Origin of the sequence: Paenibacillus pectinilyticus (assembly GCF_001700435.1) — a bacterium.
GTDB classification, from domain to species: Bacteria; Bacillota; Bacilli; order Paenibacillales; family NBRC-103111; genus Paenibacillus_E; species Paenibacillus_E pectinilyticus.
This window is the reverse complement of sequence record NZ_LYPC01000028.1, coordinates 501,151-516,346: the sequence shown is the minus strand read 5'-3', so window position 1 is coordinate 516,346 and position 15,196 is coordinate 501,151. Positions and strand designations below refer to the sequence as shown.

Here is a 15,196-nt window from a genome sequence, read left to right as displayed (position 1 = left end):
GTGATTATGTGATGAAAGGGTTGATCGCCATGAACAACATAAAAATATCCTCAAAAGGTATCGAAAAAGCGCTTCGAAAGTTTGATTATTTGCAAGCTATTGCGGAATACATTTGGAACGGTTTCGACGCTGAGGCTACGGTTGTAGACATAACCCTTCACAAAAACATACTAGACGGTGTAGAGCAAATTGTAATTGCTGACAATGGCTATGGGATTAAGCTGCAAGAAGTTGAGGCGAAATTCACGCCATTCTATGAATCGGAGAAGAGTGTGGATCCGGATAAACGTGTGCGAACAACCTCAGCCATGCATGGTAAAAATGGGATAGGCCGCCTAACGTTTCACCATTTTGCATCGGAAGCCATCTGGCAAACCACGTATGAGGATGGTCTCCTGCTCAAAAACACGTATGACATTCATATTCATGCCAGAAGTTTAGATAAGTATCAGGTGACGAAACCCACCCTGACAGACAGGGACAGAGGCACGCTCGTTACCTTTAATCATGTGATCAAGGAGTTCGTGCTGGAGGATTGTCTAGCTTTTTTAAGCAGAGAGTTCGGCTGGTTCTTGGAGCTTCATGCGGACAAGCCTTACGTCATTCGAATTGATGGTGAGCCTTTGGATTATGCGAGCTTGATCGCGGAGAAAGAATCCTTCATGTCCGTGCATCCGGTGTCCCAAACGAAGTTTAACATCACCTATATTCGCTGGGCGGATCGCATTAATCATGAGTATTCCAAACTGTATTTCATCGACTCGAAGCAGGTAGAGAAACATAAACAGCCTACAACGTTTAACAATAAAGGCGACGCCTTTTACCATAGTGTGTATATTCAGAGCAGGCTGTTTGATCAGTTTGATTTCTCGAATGAGGATGTCAGCGGCCAACAGGCTTTCACGTTCGGCTCCAGTAGAAAGAGCGACGCGTTCCAATTCTTACTTGAAGAGCTTGGCAGCTTTATTACGGATAAAAGGCAGCCCTATTTACGCAAATTATCCGATGCGGTCATTAAGGATTTCGCGGAATCGAAGGCATTTCCAACGTTTGCAGGTGATCCTGAAGCAACCGCGCATAAAGATGAACTGGAAGCTGCGATTAGGGAATTGTGCCATGCAGAGCCTCGCGTGTTTGCCAGATTGAATCCCGAGCAGAAGAAAGTGCTGGCGCATTTGATCCATTTGGTCGGATCAGGGGATCGGCAACGATTGTTGGAAGCATTGTAAAAGAAAATAATGTGCCAAACGCATGATCTATCGTTCTTGCGTTTGGTTTTTTTATGCTGTTTAGTCGTTGAAACCACCAGCAATTGGGTGAATAAGTAAAAATAATTGTGAAGATCATCAAAATACCGTCATATGGGGGGATCGTATTTTGATTATAATGAGAACAATCTTAGAAGATCAGAGGTGAGCAGCCATTCGTCACACAGTTGAACGGACTATCCGACAGCCGGACACCGCCCTACGGACAAGAAAAAAGACGCGGTCACTTCAAAAAGGAGAGACACTTGCGGGCTTTCTTTTCGTGGGCCCGATGTTACTCGGTGTATTCATTCTAGTCCTGCTGCCTATTCTAGCAACGTTCGTGCTGAGTTTGGCCGATTGGAATTTCGTTGCAGGTATACATGGCTTGAAATGGGTGGGTATTGCGAATTTTAAGAAGCTCCTCCATGACGATATTTTCATAAAATCTGTCGTGAATAACTTCCTATTTCTACTTGCAGTACCTGTGTATATGCTGATTTCGATGGTGCTGGCTATCATAATCGATCGATATGTATACCTCAAAAGCTACTTTAAAGTCGCCTATTATATGCCCTATATTTCGAGTATTGTCGCGGTTGCCATTGTATTTCAGGTGCTTTTTCAACCGTCCTATGGACCCATTAACGAATTCTTGAAATCGATTGGTTTTAAGAATCCGCCTTTATGGATCGCAGACCCCAACTTCGCATTGATCTCGGTCATGATGATTACGATTTGGACGTCAATTGGGTTTAATATGATCATTTATATTGCGGGCTTGCAAGCGATTCCAAGTGACTTATATGAAGCTGCCGAAATCGATGGTGCGAATGCTTGGGTGAAATTCACACGTATTACATTTCCGCTCTTGTCTTCCACTTCTTTTTTCCTGATGATTACAGGCATCATTTCGACGTTCAAAGTATTTGAGGTCATTGCAATCTTAACGCAAGGCGGGCCCATTAATTCGACAACGAATATGCTTTGGGATTTATATAATACGGCCTTCGTCAATTTAAAAGTAGGATACTCCTCCTCCATGGCGGTCATTATGTTCGTATTCGTTCTGCTCATTACGCTTGGGCAATGGGCTGCTCAAAAAAAATGGGTGAACTACTAAGGAAGGAGAGGACCAATGAAGGCTCGATTCGTATTGGAATGGCGTAAAAGTATCATTACGATCATTATGTTCGCGGGGAGTTTACTCTTTTTGCTGCCTTTTTTCTGGATGTTCGTGACTTCGTTAAAGGTGGAAAATGAAGTGTTCGTCTATCCGATCCATTGGCTTCCTAAGCAATGGCATGCGGTCGCTAACTATAAGGAAGTCTGGTTCGGGAAATATCCGTTTTATCGATATTATTGGAATTCTATTAAAGTCAGTGTACTGACGACCCTGATTTCCTGTACGGTGTCTAGCTTAGCTGCTTATGGCTTCTCCAAAATTCAGTTCACAGCGGGCAAATATTTATTCATGATCGTTCTCGCGACGTATATGATTCCTAATTATGCTGTCATAATCCCTGAGTTCATCCTGTACCGATATATTGGGTTGTTCGACAGTCATCTGGGTTTGATCCTGCTGGGCAGCTTTAGTGTGTTGGGAACGTTTATGCTGCGCCAATTTTTCATGGGTGTGCATCAAGAGTTTATTGAATCAGCGAAGATCGATGGAGCAGGCCACTTCCGGATTTTCTATGCCATCGGATTACCGATGGTGAAGCCAGCGGTTGCGACGTATGCCATTCTCCGATTCGGCTGGACATGGAATGACTATTTTAACCCACTTATCTTCCTGCGTTCTGACAAATTATTCACGATTCAACTCGGCATGCAGAAATTCACTTCGGTTAGTGGAGCATTCTACTCACTCATTATGGCTGCTGCCGTGTCTGCGATTCTGCCATTGTTGATCATCTTCGTTATTGGTCAGAAAAACGTCCTCAAGGGCATAGCCGTGGGAGGGATTAAAGGATGAATATTAATGCAAAAAATCCCCATAATGGTAAAAATTTTTCTAAAAAAGTAAATTTAGTTTCATGAGGTTAGAATTATGTCTCGCTATAATGTGAATTGTCGACGATTCATCAACCATTACAAAGAGCACTAGAATTGCTAGTTTCCTAGCGAAAACTTTAAGGAGGGTTCATATGAAAAAGAATCTATGGTCAGGTGTTCTTGCAGGCAGTATGGTTGTTGGTTTATTATCCGCTTGCAGCTCCTCGGGAAGCAGCACAACGACGGCATCTCCAGATGCGTCAGCCGCTGCTACAGCAGCCGCCACGGCTGCAGCAACAGCGGCACCGACAAAAGTGGATCCCGTCAACATTCGTTTGTACACGTATGGGACAGAGGATCAGTATAACTGGAAGAAAACGTTGGACGCCTTCACAGCCAAGAACCCGGGCATCAAAGTGGAACTGGTCCAGCTTAGTGAAAAAGGGGATACACAAGAAGCGACGAAGAAGCTGGATTTGGCAGCTGCTTCGGGCGAAACGATTGACGTTCTCATGTTCAGTGATCCCGCATCCTATGCACAGCGCGTAGGACTTGGTATGGCAGCTCCGCTAGATGATTTCATCGCTAAGGATGGATATAAGGAAGAGGAAGAATACAAGGTTGATACGCACTTGAACGGCAAAGTGTATTCGCTTCCAGGTAAATTTAACCCATGGTACGTGTTGTTAAACAAAGACAACTTGGACGAAGTAGGGCTGAAAGTTCCGACGGATTGGACTTGGAACGATTTCGCTGACTACGCGAAGAAGTTGACCAAAGGCGATGGCGCTTCGAAGCGCTACGGTACTTACTTCCATGGCCCGCAAGGCGGGGGTTGGATGGAATACTTGAAGCTGATGCAGGAAAACCAACCCGTCAATTCAGATCTCTTGAAGGTTGACGGCACGTCAAACATTGGTGATCCGAACTTTAAGAAAACCTTAGAGCTGCGTGTGAGAATGGAAAAAGAAGACAAATCGTCCGTTCCGTATGCGGATATCATTTCACAGAAGCTCGCGTATCGGACCGAATTCTTCAATCAATCGGCGAGTATGATTGCAATTGGCAGTTGGATGAACACCGAGATCGGCGGTACGGATAAGGTGCCGCTTACATTCAATGTCGCAGTTGCTCCATTTCCTAAAAATAACCCAGGCGATCCGAACGGTCTAACACCAGTAACAACAGATTACGTTGCTGTTGGCGCGAACTCTAAGCATAAAGATGAGGCTTATAAGTTCGTTCGTTGGTACACTTCCGAGGGGCAAATTGTACAAGGAAAGAACATTCCTTCCTGGAGCAAAGTGAAAAATGACGACGTTGCCAGCATCATCGATACGATCCTTAGCGGCACGAAAAATCCAGAAAAAGTAGATAAAGCTTCCCTAGTCAACACGTTAGCGATCTCCAAGGCATCACAGGTTGTTCCGCCAGCGTCGTACCAAGCCGAAGTGTATAAGGTGCTGAACACCGAGTATGAGAAATTGATTCTTGGCAAAGAGGACATCGATACGATGATCAAGAATTCACAGGATCAGGTTGATAAAATTATTGCTTCGAATAAAAAGTAAATTCTGGTATACTTGCGGTAACAGGGGGCGGGCTTGAATGGCCCCCTTTTTGTCTTTTAAGGGGGATTTCTGCGTGTGGAGCCGTTTCAAAGAAAGGCTTACGCTTCGTTCTGTTCGGTATAAATTAATGATCGCTTCGATCGCTTGTATTCTCGTGCCTGCCGCATGCACCTTGTTCATTTATAACGGATTAACGCAGGAAGCTGTAAAAAAGCAGGCCGTATCCAATGCCCAAGAATCGCTTCTCCTCATCAACGGCAACGTGACCAATTTGTTGAAACGCATGCTTAGCATCGCGAATTACATTCAAGTGAACCCTGAAATGACACATTATTTTAAAATGCTTGCCTCTGGAAACGCTTACGAAGGCAAAGAGGATTCCTATCAGAAGTTTACCGATACCAACCGTGTCATCGAAGAGTTAGATAGTCTCAGCTTGATGGCTTTAGGCGAACATTGCTTCGTGACTGTCCTTCTGACAGACGGTTCTTATTTCATGAACTACTCGATTTCCGAATATAATCCCTTACAATTAAAAACCGAGCCATGGTTCGAAAATTTAAAGAACTTGAATGGATTTCAGTCCTATTGGACAGGAACAACGCCGACCGAATTCCAGACGTTAAAGGTCGATAATCCGTATCAAGTATCCGTCGTTCGCACCCTGCGTCTTGATAATAAAGAGCTGTATGGCTATGTGGTTGTCACGATGATGGAAAACCAGCTCAATCAATTATTCGATCGGCTTGGTGATCACGTTGATTTCATGATCGTCAATGGAGATGATCAGATCATGTCGCATCGGGATCCGAAGAAAATCGGCACGAAGCTTTCCTATTTGCAACAGCTGCAAGGTGCTAGTTCGTCTGCCATTGTGCCTGTAAATAAGGAGAATTACTTAATTACGAAGCAGCCATTGAATCTAGGAACGACGGATTGGAATCTCGTATCGATGCAGCCCTATAAGCAAGCTATTGTAAATATCACGACGATTTTTAATAATGTATTTATTTTACAAATGAGCTCGTTCGTTGTCTTTCTAATCCTGCTGCTTTTGTTGCTGAGGACATTTACTCGGCCTATTATGCAGTTAGGGAAGGTCGCCAAGCTGGTGCAGATGGGGAATTTGTCTGTTCGTTCAGGTGTACGGGGACAGGATGAAATCGGCCGATTAGGTTACTCGTTCGATCAGATGCTAGATAAAGTCAAAGATATGATCGCCGAGGTGTCGGATACGCAAGCCCGCAAACGAAAAGCAGAACTGGCGATGCTGCAAGCTCAGATCAGCCCTCATTTTTTATTTAATGTGCTGAATTCCATTCGAATGAAAGTCATGCGACGAGGGGATCCAGAGAGCGCGAATATGATTGGTTCCCTGTCCCGATTACTGCGGATGAGTGTCAGCCAGGAGCAGGATGAAATTTCGCTGCATGAAGAGATTGACCTGCTCACTCACTATGTCGATCTCATGAATATGCGTCAGAGAGAGGAAGCGACCTTCGTGCTCGATGTGCCATCGGAGGCTTTCCTCGTTCAAGTCCCGCGTTTCTTCCTGCAGCCAATGGTGGAGAATGCGCTTATACATGGGCTCAATCGGAGTGCAGGGCTTATTAGGATTCAAGCTCAGATCGAGAATGATAGCTTAATTCTCATCGTAGAAGATGACGGTATCGGGATGGATGAGGAGAAGCTGGAAGCGCTCCGTTACAAGCTGGTACATGGCGAGAAGAGAATGGCTGTTGTGGAAGGTACTGGGGGCGGATTTTCGGGGATTGGTCTGTTTAATGTGCATGAACGCATGACCATGACCTTTGGGGAGAAATTCCACATGGATGTGCAGAGTGAACCTGATAAAGGGACTAGGATTCAGATGATCATTCCGATAAAGGGAGGATAACAGCTATGCATAAAGTGATGCTCGTTGATGATGATTACCCCGTTCTGGAGCTGCTGTCCGAAGTGATCCCTTGGGAGGATCTAGGCCTTGAATTAATGGGAACCTATGAGAATGGGCTAAATGCCTGGGAGCATATTCAGGAAGCGATGCCGGATATTCTGATTACGGATATCGGGATGCCGAAGATGAATGGCTTGGAGCTCATCACAAGGGTCAAGGCGCGTAAAGCGAATGTGCGCATTGCTATTCTTTCTTGTCACAGTGAGTTTCAGTTCGCCCAGCAAGCGATGCGATTGAATGTGCAAGACTACCTAGTGAAAGATACATTTGAGCCCAAAGATCTGGAGAAGCTGTTCCTGCAGTTCAAACAAAGCATCCAGGATGAGGAGCAAACGAACTGGCAGCATAGTAAGCTATCGCATTTGGCTGATGAAACCAAGGCGCTGCGCAAAGAGCAGTGGATGAAAAATTTTATCCAACAACCGCTGATTAATCCGCAGGAATGGCAAAGCGAAGCACGCGCGTACGGGGTATTTACCGAGGGTTATATGTGTATGACGGCGATCGGTTTCATGGTCGATTATAAGCTTGCGAAGAAGCGGTTTTCATCCGATCAGACGCTGCGTTTTGCCATTAACAATGTGATGGAAGAAGTGCTGAAGAGCCAGGACATGAAAGGTATGCATGTTGGATATGGGGCGAAGGAGTCTTTATTTCTGTTTGCTTTTAAACCGGGGATCCAACTAAACATGTACGATGTGACGGCGGCTTGCCTGAAGTCCATTCAAGCTACGTTGTATCAGGTGCTTAAGCTGCAGATGACATTCCTGATCGGTGAGTGCTGCATTTCCCCAACACAGCTGAAATTCAATCTCAATGAGCTACTGCAGAATGAGACACAACGGTTCTATTTGCAAGAGGGCAGTATTGTGAAAATGAAGCGTGTTGATCATGCGCAGCAGGATATTTTCGCTTTTTATGATCAGGCAAGCTCGGAACTGCGGGAAGTGCTGATTGGCAAACAGCCTGAAGCGGTGTCGGAAGCCGTTGATAGATGGATAACGCTCATTCATGGGCAGAAATTTGCTCCGGAGACCGTCAAGGATTGGATGCTCAAGCTGTTACTCGATCAGAAGCTGAAGTGGCAGTCGCTTCAGTTCATCCGTCCGAGCTATTCAACAGACACGCTGCACAGAGAAATTATTGATCTGGATACCCTATTCGAAATGAAGCGCTGGCTATCCGGCCACTTACAAACGATTGTTTCACTTACGGGAAACCGCCTTACGACTGGCATGCGTGCAGAGATCACGAAGGCGTGTCAATATGTATCCATGCATCTCGATCGGCGGATTAGTCTGGAGGAAGTCGCGGAGTATTGTTATCTAAATGCTAGCTATTTCAGTCGGTTTTTCAAAAAAGAGGTCGGGGAGAGCTTTATTGAATATGTAACTCGGATGAAAATGGAGCGAGCGAAAGAGCTGCTAACTCAAACGACGCATTCGTGCAGCAAAATTTGTGAATTGTTGGGGTACGACAATCAAAGTTATTTTATCAAGACTTTTAAAACATACGCGGGGGTCACGCCTGTCGAATATCGTGGCTAAATGTGGAGCCTATAGCAATCTAGTAAAATCACCGTTGCAGAAAGTAAAAATTGTTGCATGTAGACAGGGAATGTATACGCTATCATGAAGTTGAATCCAAACTATTAGGAGGTAAACTCATGTTAAAGCGAATGCTTCGGCAGTGCTCCTTTGTTACCGCTAGCGCAGTTCTTCTATCAACCGCTTCTGTCTTTGTCGCTTTACCCGCGTATGCGAGCACAAGTGTGACCATTAATGGCAGCGGAAGCGGTCGAACCTTTGAAGGCGTCGGAATTGTCAATAGCAGCGGCACCTCCAAGCTCCTCTATGATTACCCGGCGAATCAGCAAAGCGATATCCTCGATTTTTTATTTAAACCGAATTTCGGGGCAGGTTTGACCGTGTTTAAGAACGAAATCGGCGGCGATATGGATTCTAGCAGTGGAGCCGAGCCGAGTCATCAGCGGACTGCAGCCGAAACGCCTACGGCGCGCGGTGCCAACTTTTGGATGGCTGCGCAAGCCAAAACACGCTACCCGTCTATGAAATATGAAGCGCTGCGCTGGGGATTGCCTGCTTGGGTTGCAACGGATACCGATAAGAAAAATTATTATCTCAATTATTTGAGTTTGATGGCCGCTAACGGTACACCGCTTGATTTCTTGGGTCCGGAGCAAAATGAAGGCTCGTTCAATCGGGACTATGTCGTGAACACGTTGAAGCCTGCTTTAACAGCAGGCGGATATTCGAACGTAAAGCTGGTCGCCGCGGATGCTTACAACAATTGGAACGTGGCAGATACCGTGGTATCCGACACGGCTTTGAGCAGTGCGCTATATGCGATAAGCTCCCATTACATCATTACGAGCACGGCGAATGCGCAAGCGACAGGAAAACCGCTGTACAGCAATGAAAGTGACACGCCGATGCATGACGACTGGACACGCACTATGTACGTGGCTGGGCGTATGGCCGAATCGTTCACGACGGGCAAAATGGTTCGGTACATGTACCAACCAGCACTTGACGGTGTGTATGATACCTTGCAATACCAAGGTAAAGGCATCCTGACAGCTAACACCCCATGGTCAGGTCATTACGATGTGAATCAGAGCCTGTGGATGACGGCTCAGTTCACCCAATTCGCTCCTCCGGGATGGAAAATCCTCGATGGTGCCAGCGGCAAGCTGGATGCGAACAATTATTACATCACGTTCAAAGATCCGAATACGACCAACTACAGCGTTGTCATAGTGAATACGGGGACGACGGCAACCGACTACGCGTTCACCTTACAAAATGTATCTACCAGCAGCTTGAATGTGTGGCGCACTACGCAGAGCACGTCATTCAGCCAATTAACCAGTATTACGCCATCTGCAGGAGCATTCAGTCTATCAGCACCTGCGCAATCGGTTACGTCGTTGACGACAACGACGGGTCAAACCAAGGGAACAGCAACCTACAGTGATCCAGCGGATACGCCGCAAGCACTCACGTATACAGACAATTTCAACGGCTATGCAACGGGTGCTCAAATGAAATATGCGGTGGACCAGCAGGGTGCTTTCGAGGTTGTAGATTATGGCAGCGGCAACAAAGGCTTGCGTCAAGTCATCGCGACCAAACCGCAAGATTGGATGACGACCGGCGACCCGTATACCACGCTGGGGGACACACGGTGGTCGAATTATCAGGTGAGTGCCGATGTCAAAGTGCCAAGCGGTGCCTATGTGACTGTATCGGGCCGTGCTAACTTGCATAACCCAGGTAACTATTCACCATCTGGGTATCAAATGCAGCTATTTTCCAGCGGTAATTGGTATTTCCGCAAAGTGGATAATGGTGTCGTGACCAATTTCGCTAATGGAACTGTGGCTGGTTTCAGCTCAGCCAATTGGTACAATGTGAAGGTTGCGATGAATAACAATCAAATCACAGCTTATATCGGCGGTACACAGGTGGCGACAACGACAGATGCCACGATAAACTCGGGACAAGTAGCTTTCGCGAGTAAGCTTGCGGCCGTTGACATCGATAATTTGAAGATTGAGCCGATTACGACAACCACGCCTTCAGCAATTAATAGACAGGATAGCAGCGGCAGTGCAGTCACGTATACAGGAACTTGGGCTGATGCCAACGGCACGTGGCAGGATTATGGGCGTACCTTGAAGACCTCCAGCACGGTGGGTGCCTCCTTGCAGTACACATTTACGGGGACGAATGCCGCGATTATTGGCCGGAAACAGTCGGGTGCAGGAACAGCGGATGTGTACATAGATGGCGTTCTGCAAACAACGATAAACACGGCAAATACAGCAGCTTATTATCGTGAAGCGCTGTACCAGAAAGCAGGATTGTCATCTGGCTCCCATACGATCAAACTGGTCGTGAAGACGGGAACGATGTATGTTGATGCGATTGAGACATCATGATCGTTTAGGCTGCTAGGAAGAACTGCCTTTCAAGTCTTTAAGACTTGGGGCAGTTTTTTTGCATTTGGGGATAATAGACGTGGTGGTATATTAGATAGTGAAGTGAAAGGGGCCTGAAGATGAACGTTCAAGAAGTGAAGCGAATTAGTGAAGTATCTAAGCTGGAGAGATGGCCTTATCCGCGAACGTTCCAAGCCTTAATAGATGCAGGTGTGACCTCGTATCGAACGGAAGTAGCGGATAATTTCACTGTGTACATGGGTGAGGGTGATCGTTATGAGGATATGAACTCGGCTATGGCGGAGAAATCGGAAATCGCAGACGAATTCCACGGTGACGAGGTGAAAAGCGGCTTGGTACACCATCAGCAGCACCGCACGCCTTATGCGGATTTCCTGAAAGATATGGCGAAAGCGGGGGTTCATTATTACATCGTGGACATGCCTGGGCGAATGATTACTTACACCAGCGGCAGACCGGGAGAATCCTATGCGGAGGCCATTCCGGCATTTGAGTAATACGAATAGAAAGCTGCATCCTTTGAGGATGTGGCTTTTTCTAACTTTTTCAGTCACATAATAAATACAGGATTATCCTTATGAATCTCGAATATAGGGAGTAAAGGGTTTCAAATGGGTGAGCCCATAGACGGTAAACAAAGGAGCAACCCCATGAACAACCAACCTGCTGGGTTGCATCATTTTAAGGCACTTGCTGAGAAAAAAGTGACCTGGCTCGAGCTGTTTTATGATCTGTTATTCGCTGCTGCGGTGTCCAAAGCGAGTCACGTTCTGCTGCATGTGGATCATGGTACCATCCCGCTAGAGTATTTGAGTAAATTTGTGCTCATTTTCGTTCCGATTTGGTGGGCTTGGGTAGGGCAGTCCCTTTTTGTGAATAGGTACGGGCAGGACAGCATGTCACATCGTGTTTTTATGATTTTACAGTTATTTTTCGTCTTAATTATGACGGCTAGTTTGTCCGTTGATTTCGATCAATATTTTGTTCCCTTTCTGATTGGCTATCTAGGTTTGCGGGCGATGACAGCCATTCAATATCTCGCAGTTCATCGGAAGGAAGAAGATCATCGACGCGCTACAGCCCGCTATTTGGGAAGCCGCTTCTGGATCGGACTTGCGATATCCGCACTGTCCCTTTTCTTTGACTCATGGGTACGATATGCCATCTTGTATGCGGGAATTATCGTCGATGTGATGCTTCCACTCCTAGGTCGAAAGTATTTGGTGAAAAGCCCGATCAACACAGCTCATCTCTTAGAGCGCTTCTCGTTGTTTACGCTTATTCTTCTAGGCGAGTCGGTTGTTAGCATCCTCACCGTACTCCAGTCCAGCGATTGGAATTGGCCATCCATCATGTTTGCTTCCCTCACCTTCTTATTAATCATCGCGATGTGGTGGCAGTATTTTGAGAATATGGAGAAGAAAGTGAACAAAGCCTTGGAAACAGCTGGGCAAACGATTATCTATGGCCATTTATTCATTTATTTATCCTTATGTATGATTGCTGCTTCGATCCAGTTGCTATTCTTGAAACAATTGAATAATGGGTTCATGTTAAGCTTTATTTTCGGCTCTGTACTCCTCTATTTCTTCTCAACATCTCTTGTGTTCCATAAATATAGACATTCTCATCTCCGTTTAGGGATTCCCCATTTAGCCCTATTACTCGGCATATTGGGCGTGTTCTTTGGGGTTGATCTGGTGGTTGATCTGCCGAATTATGTGATCATCGGAGAGATGATGCTGTTCTTTGTTGTGTATGCGAAAGTAACGACTTGAGGAGGGATACCATGATCCTAGAAATCGACAACGATCTGCAACTCAAAACACTTGAACCTAAGGACGCTGAGGCTTTATTCGCACTGACTAGTGCATGTCGAGATTATCTGAGAGAGTGGCTGCCCTGGGTGGATGCGACGCGAAGAAGTGAGCATTCCATTGCTTTTATTCAACATTGTCAGACACAGGAAGCAGCCAATAAGGGCTTTAATACGGGCATTTGGTATAAAGGTGAGTTCGCAGGATGTATCGGATTCCACCCGATTAATTGGACGAATCATAGCGTTAGTATCGGCTATTGGTTAGGCCAAGGATTTCAAGGGCAGGGGATAATGACGAGGGCCTGCGAGAGATTAGTTGATTATGCATTTAATGAATTCGGTCTGAATCGTGTTGAAATCCGATGCGGGGATAACAACTACAGGAGCAGGGCTATTCCGGAGAAGTTAGGGTTTACGAAGGAAGGCCAAATTCGGGATGCGGAGTGGTTGTACGACCATTACATTGATCTTGTGGTGTTTGGCATGTTGAAGCGGGAGTGGCGACGAGGCTAACGCATAATGGATAAAAAGCAGGCTGCCTCGGCAACCTGCTTTTTGGTGTCTGCGGCTATTTAGCAGAACTTGTTACATCCCAGTCGCGCTGTAAAAGGATACGCTCTCCTACTTTGAATACGACCGTCAAATGATTCATTCCTGGCTTAAGCGGTTGATTTAGCGAAATATCATAAAGTCCGTAATGATAACTCAAATCATAAAGCAATGTCATCGCGGCAACATGCTCAGTCGTGGATGACTCGTTAGAGTCTCGATTTTTTACTGTTATTTGTAACGTCTGCACGATACTATTCGTTTCATCATAGCGACCGTCATAGATCACTCCTGATAGCTGGGCGTGGTCATTTTCCACTATCGAGGGAAATTGGAGGTTAGAGATGTTATATTGGTGTGCACTTAAATTGACAACTTTGTTCCCGTTGTAGCCTGTGAAGACATTTGTCGTTGCTCCAAGCAAAGTCCTTATATCGGTAAGACCGAGGTGAGGGGAGCTTTTTTTGGTAGGGATGACAGGTGCGGAGGCCAGTGTTACTTGTTTGGCGAGATGACCGTCCCATAGTGTTCTTGCTTGAAGTTCGCCAGTTTTGATCTGAAACGCATAGCCTGAGGTATTTGTATACGTCCACCAGCCCTCGACATCTGGACCTTTTATATCGTAATGGTACATGCCTGCCAAAAAGGAAGTATCAAAAAAAGGTTCGCCTTGCAGGTTGTCGTATCCAATGGGGTCATTGCCGTAGGTAAAGACACCTTGGTCATTCATATAAAAATCTCCAGAATAGTTGGTGTCGCCTATCATTTGCATATCTGACTCGCGGTCTTTCAGTACGATTCGATCGATGTAAGGTTGGATCTGAATCCAAGCTTTACCAACGAATGTGTTAATCTGGAACCATCGTACGCCATTCGGGTCGGTCCATGCGGCTACTGGATGGAGTGTTTGTGGCCCAAGCTGTCCATGGTTAAGAATAATTCCTGTATTGGGATAGCGAAAAAGAGTCGTGATGCCCGCGTTAAGCTGGAGCGTTGCAGTCTCAGTGACAGCATCCTCAGGTTCGGCAAATCTCGGATTAAACCAACCCTCACCCTGAGCGGTGCGAACGTGATACCAATCCCCCTCATAACCATAGGAATTGGGAAACTCGCTATATGTTTTTTCAAAGACAGTCAGGTCTCCAGTTACGATTATTTTAGGCTCATCCTCAAACTGGGAAGGATAGGTATAGAGCGCACTTGGATGTGTTCGTTTGATGGTTTTCGATTCTGCAGCGATTGGCTGTCCGCCACTTAAGGCCCATTTCGTTCCCTCATTCGTTTCGATTTGATAGTAGGTTCCGAGCACAGAACGATATTTACCAGTTATATGTAAAAATTGGTTTGAAAGCGTTCCGTCTGTCTGATAGGTTTGGTAATCGAACTGAGGCTTAAGGTTATAGTAGACATTTGAAAAATAACTCATCTGATCTGCTTTATGAAAGGTACCAATCTGATCCAGCTTCACATGAATCCACTGATCCCCAAGCCAGGTGGTATGAATTTTGATCCATTTCATTGGATTGAATACATCGCCTGTGCCTGAACCATTCCTGAACCAGCCTTTTTCAGCGTCAACAACGGTCACATCCTGCGGGGAAAGAGCTGCCGTAGGCTCAACTTTATCAGAAGGCTTCGCATATAAAGGTGTTATGTCCATTAAGGTTAGGGTCGTTGGTGGCGGAACCTCAATTTGCCAAGGAGCGGTTTTAATCCATCTGTCGCCAATATCCGTATGTATTTTCCACCAGTTCCCGCCACCGGACCATTGGCTCTCGGCTTCGATCACGTCAACCGTTTGGGGAGCGAACGATCCCTCCGCTTTGTTCAACAGCGCATTCGGAATCACATAATAAGGAATGTCCTCAAGCAGGGTTACCTTTAGGGGAATATGAATGCCATCTGCAACTTCCGTTGGTGTATCGGCATATTCGTAGGCACTCCCTGGAGAGGCCCAAAGAGCGATTTGCAAGCCTATACCCGCTAACCCGAGGACTACAGCTTTTTTCCACATGGTAGGTTACTCCTTCCCTTCATCATTTCAATCATCTAGTATGTTTGACTATAAAT

At 46.0% G+C, this 15,196-nt stretch carries 11 protein-coding genes; 10 read left to right on the top strand and 1 reads right to left on the bottom strand.

Going from position 1 to position 15,196, the window contains the following annotated elements; genetic code table 11:
- Positions 1-29 precede the first annotated feature (29 nt).
- The 10 genes from A8709_RS30015 (at position 30) to A8709_RS29970 (ending at position 13,090) form a co-directional block, all read left to right on the top strand.
- A complete protein-coding gene (locus tag A8709_RS30015) occupies positions 30-1,229 on the top strand; it encodes an ATP-binding protein (RefSeq protein WP_167357209.1) in 1,200 nt (399 codons plus the stop codon).
- A 217-nt stretch (positions 1,230-1,446) separates the two neighbouring features.
- Complete coding sequence (locus A8709_RS30010) at positions 1,447-2,370, top strand: carbohydrate ABC transporter permease (protein WP_244163365.1); 924 nt, start codon at positions 1,447-1,449, stop codon at positions 2,368-2,370.
- A 15-nt stretch (positions 2,371-2,385) separates the two neighbouring features.
- Positions 2,386-3,225 (top strand): carbohydrate ABC transporter permease, encoded by an 840-nt coding sequence (locus A8709_RS30005; protein ID WP_065858159.1) that lies wholly within the window; start codon positions 2,386-2,388, stop codon positions 3,223-3,225.
- Between the two features lie 172 nt (positions 3,226-3,397).
- Complete coding sequence (locus A8709_RS30000; protein ID WP_065858157.1) at positions 3,398-4,816, top strand: ABC transporter substrate-binding protein; 1,419 nt, start codon at positions 3,398-3,400, stop codon at positions 4,814-4,816.
- A 37-nt stretch (positions 4,817-4,853) separates the two neighbouring features.
- Positions 4,854-6,713 (top strand): sensor histidine kinase, encoded by a 1,860-nt coding sequence (locus A8709_RS29995; RefSeq protein WP_084225620.1) that lies wholly within the window; start codon positions 4,854-4,856, stop codon positions 6,711-6,713.
- A gap of 5 nt (positions 6,714-6,718) precedes the next feature.
- A complete protein-coding gene (locus tag A8709_RS29990; protein WP_065858155.1) occupies positions 6,719-8,320 on the top strand; it encodes a response regulator transcription factor in 1,602 nt (533 codons plus the stop codon).
- Positions 8,321-8,439: 119 nt separating this feature from the next.
- On the top strand, positions 8,440-10,737 hold the full coding sequence (locus tag A8709_RS29985; RefSeq protein WP_065858153.1) for a 3-keto-alpha-glucoside-1,2-lyase-like domain-containing protein: 2,298 nt from the start codon (positions 8,440-8,442) through the stop codon (positions 10,735-10,737).
- Between the two features lie 119 nt (positions 10,738-10,856).
- Positions 10,857-11,255 carry a DUF1398 family protein gene (locus A8709_RS29980; RefSeq protein ID WP_065858151.1) on the top strand — a complete coding sequence of 133 codons (399 nt, stop codon included), beginning with the start codon at positions 10,857-10,859 and terminating at the stop codon, positions 11,253-11,255.
- 153 nt (positions 11,256-11,408) lie between these two features.
- Entirely contained in the window at positions 11,409-12,536 is a 1,128-nt protein-coding gene (locus A8709_RS29975) for a low temperature requirement protein A (RefSeq protein ID WP_065858149.1), read from the top strand.
- 11 nt (positions 12,537-12,547) lie between these two features.
- Positions 12,548-13,090: a GNAT family N-acetyltransferase gene (locus tag A8709_RS29970; RefSeq protein ID WP_065858147.1), complete on the top strand. Its 543-nt coding sequence runs from the start codon at positions 12,548-12,550 to the stop codon at positions 13,088-13,090.
- A 55-nt stretch (positions 13,091-13,145) separates the two neighbouring features.
- Here the strand turns inward: A8709_RS29970 and A8709_RS29965 are convergent, their stop codons facing one another.
- Entirely contained in the window at positions 13,146-15,140 is a 1,995-nt protein-coding gene (locus tag A8709_RS29965) for a hypothetical protein (RefSeq protein WP_065858145.1), read from the bottom strand.
- Between the last annotated feature and the right edge of the window lie 56 nt (positions 15,141-15,196).

What these genes read in the sequence shown, in the direction of transcription:
- A8709_RS29975 (WP_065858149.1), top strand. Translation starts at nt 11,409, where the DNA reads ATGAACAACCAACCTGCTGGGTTGCATCATTTTAAGGCACTTGCTGAG.
- A8709_RS29965 (WP_065858145.1), bottom strand. Translation starts at nt 15,140, where the DNA reads ATGTGGAAAAAAGCTGTAGTCCTCGGGTTAGCGGGTATAGGCTTGCAA.
- A8709_RS30005 (WP_065858159.1), top strand. Translation starts at nt 2,386, where the DNA reads ATGAAGGCTCGATTCGTATTGGAATGGCGTAAAAGTATCATTACGATC.
- A8709_RS29985 (WP_065858153.1), top strand. Translation starts at nt 8,440, where the DNA reads ATGTTAAAGCGAATGCTTCGGCAGTGCTCCTTTGTTACCGCTAGCGCA.
- A8709_RS30015 (WP_167357209.1), top strand. Translation starts at nt 30, where the DNA reads ATGAACAACATAAAAATATCCTCAAAAGGTATCGAAAAAGCGCTTCGA.
- A8709_RS29980 (WP_065858151.1), top strand. Translation starts at nt 10,857, where the DNA reads ATGAACGTTCAAGAAGTGAAGCGAATTAGTGAAGTATCTAAGCTGGAG.
- A8709_RS29995 (WP_084225620.1), top strand. Translation starts at nt 4,854, where the DNA reads ATGGCCCCCTTTTTGTCTTTTAAGGGGGATTTCTGCGTGTGGAGCCGT.
- A8709_RS29990 (WP_065858155.1), top strand. Translation starts at nt 6,719, where the DNA reads ATGCATAAAGTGATGCTCGTTGATGATGATTACCCCGTTCTGGAGCTG.
- A8709_RS29970 (WP_065858147.1), top strand. Translation starts at nt 12,548, where the DNA reads ATGATCCTAGAAATCGACAACGATCTGCAACTCAAAACACTTGAACCT.
- A8709_RS30000 (WP_065858157.1), top strand. Translation starts at nt 3,398, where the DNA reads ATGAAAAAGAATCTATGGTCAGGTGTTCTTGCAGGCAGTATGGTTGTT.